General features: G+C 76.3%; 1 protein-coding gene. It reads right to left on the minus strand.

Features of this window, described 5'->3' with window-relative positions; all coding sequences use genetic code 11:
• Window positions 1–2828 (minus strand): SDR family NAD(P)-dependent oxidoreductase (locus ABZ937_RS42700; RefSeq protein WP_361701066.1); only part of this gene is annotated, 2828 nt, incomplete at both ends.

Consider the following 2828-nt stretch of genomic DNA (forward strand, 5'->3'; position numbering starts at 1 on the left):
CCGTGCGCCTCCACCGCGTCCACATCCGCGGTCGTCAGCCCGGCCGCCGCGAGCGCCTGCCGGATCACCCGCCGCTGCGAAGGACCGTTCGGGGCGGTCAGACCGTTCGACGCGCCGTCCTGGTTCACCGCCGAGCCGCGCACGACCGCCAGCACCTGGTGGCCGTTGCGGCGGGCGTCCGACAGGCGCTCCACCAGGAGCATGCCGACGCCCTCGCCCCAGCCGGTGCCGTCGGCCGACGCCGCGAAGGACTTGCAGCGGCCGTCCTCCGCGAGGCCCCGCTGGCTGGAGAACTCGGCGAAGGCGCCCGGAGTGGCCATGACGGTGACACCGCCGGCCAGCGCCATCGAGCACTCGCCGCTGCGCAGCGCCTGGATCGCCCAGTGCAGGGCGACCAGGGACGAGGAGCACGCGGTGTCGACCGTGACGGCCGGGCCCTCCAGGCCGAGGACGTAGGCGATGCGGCCCGACAGCACGCTGGCGGAGTTGCCGGTGCCGATGTGTCCCGCGTGGGCCTCGGTGGCGCCGGCGAGGAGCGACACGTAGTCCTGGCCGTTGGTGCCGAGGAAGACGCCGACGGACGTGCCGCGCACCGTGTGCGGGTCGATGCCCGCGCGTTCGAACACCTCCCAGCCGGTCTCCAGGGCGAGCCGCTGCTGCGGGTCCATGACCAGCGCCTCACGCGGGCTGATCCCGAAGAAGTCCGCGTCGAACTCGCCGGCCCCGCGCAGGAAGCCGCCTTCGGCGTAGGCGTCGGTGGGTCCCCACTGGCGGTCCGCCGGGATGGGTCCGACGGCGTCCACGCCGTCGGCGAGCAGCCGCCACAGGTCCTCGGGCGAGGTCACGTCGCCGGGGAAGCGGCAGGCCATGCCGACGATCGCGATCGGCTCGTCCGTGCGGACGGCCGTACTCGGGAGTTCGGTCGCGCCGGCCGATCCAGTGCCCTCCCCGCTCGCCAGAGCGAGCAGGTGGGCGGCCAGGGCGCGGGCGCTCGGGTGGTCGAACACGGCGGTCGCGGTGAGCGCGACCCCGGTGGCGGCATTGAGCCGGTTGCGCAGCTGGACGGCGGCCATGGAGTCGAAGCCCAGCTCGCGGAAGGCGGTGTCGGGTTCGACGTCCGCGGCGGCCGAGCGGCCGAGGACGGCGGCGGCGCAGGAGCGGACGAGGTCCAGTGCGGCGCGCTCGCGGTCGGGGCCGGTGAGCGCCGTGGGCGCCTCCACGGGTGCCGGGCCGGAGAGTTCGGCCAGCATGGAGCCGGCGGTGAGGCCGGTCCAGTCGGCGTCGGCGATGACGCTGTGCGCGTCCGCGGCGGCCACGGCACGGTCGAGGGCGACCAGGGCGTGCCCGGGGTCGAGCGGGGTGACACCGGCACGGCGCAGCCGCTCCGCCACGGTCTCGTCGAGCATGCCGCCGCCGGCCCAGGGGCCCCAGGCGACGGCGGTGCCGGGCAGTCCGAGGGCCCTGCGGTGCGCGGCGAGCGTGTCGAGTACGGCGTTCGCGGCGGCGTAGGCGGCCTGCCCGGGGTTGCCGAGGGTGCCGGCGAGCGAGGAGAACAGCACGAACGCGTCCAGGTCGAGCCCGGCCGTCGCGGCGTGCAGGACCCGTGCGGCGTCGGCCTTGGCCCGGAGTACGGCGGTGATCCGGTCCGGGGTGAGCGTGTCCAGAGGGGCGTCGGAGAGGACGCCCGCCGTGTGCACCACAGCGGTCAGCGGGGCGTCGGCGGGTACCCGCGCCAGCAAGGCCGCGACCGCCTCCGGATCGGCGACGTCGCACGCGGCGACGGTCGCCGTGGCGCCCGCGGCCTCGATGGCGCGGACCAGTTCGGTCGCGCCGTCGGCCGCCGGACCGCGCCTGCTGACCAGCAGCACGTGCCGCGCACCGCGTTCCGCGAGCCGCTGGGCGACCTGCGCGCCGAGCGCACCGGTGCCGCCGGTCACGAGGACCGTGCCCCGGGGCCGCCACTCGCGGCGGGGAGCGTCGGCGGCTCGTACGAGACGAGCGGCGAAGGTGCCGTTCTCGCGCACCGCGCACTCGTCCTCGGCGCCGGCCAGGACGGCTGCGAGCCGGCGGCGGGCCCGCTCGTCCAGCGCGCCGGGCAGGTCGACCAGCCCGCCCCAGCGGTCCGGTGCCTCCAGGCGTACGACCCGGCCGAGCCCCCAGAGGCCGGCCGCGTCGACGGCGGCTTCCGGTACGGCGTCCGTGGAGGCGACGGCGACGGACTCGGAGGTCACGCACCACAGCGGCACGGTGACCTCGGCGTCGCCGAGCGCCTGGACGAGGGCGAGGGTGGCCTGCACCGGGCGGTCCGCCTGCGCGAGCAGGGACAGCACGCCGGTGAGACCGGTGCCGTCGGTGCCGCGGAGCAGCTCGGCGGTCGTCTCCCGGTCGGCGTCCCGCGGGAGCGCCAGGTGCGTGACCTCGGCACCGTGCTCGCGCAGGGCGGTGGAGACGTCGGCGACGAGTGCCTCGTCCCCCACCGGGCCGACGAGCAGCCACCGGCCGCTCAGTACAGCGCCGCCGGCCTCGGGGAGCGGGGTCCAGCGGACCTTGTGCCGCCATCCGTCCACGACCGCGTCGGCACGCTCCCTGTCGTGCCAGGACGCGAGCGTGGGCAGTACGGCGTCCAGCCCGGCGTCCTCCGCGACACCCAGCAGACCGGCGAGGTCACCGCTCTGGACGGCGGCCCAGAAGGCGTCGTCCGAGGCGCCACCGGTCTGCGGCGCGGGAGCGTCCAGCCAGAAGCGTTCGCGCTGGAAGGCGTAGGTGGGCAGGTCGACACGACGGGCACCGGTACCGGCGAAGAACCGGTCCCACTCCACATCGACACC

Origin of the sequence: Streptomyces sp. NPDC046727, assembly GCF_040645635.1 — a bacterium.
GTDB lineage: Bacteria > Actinomycetota > Actinomycetes > Streptomycetales > Streptomycetaceae > Streptomyces.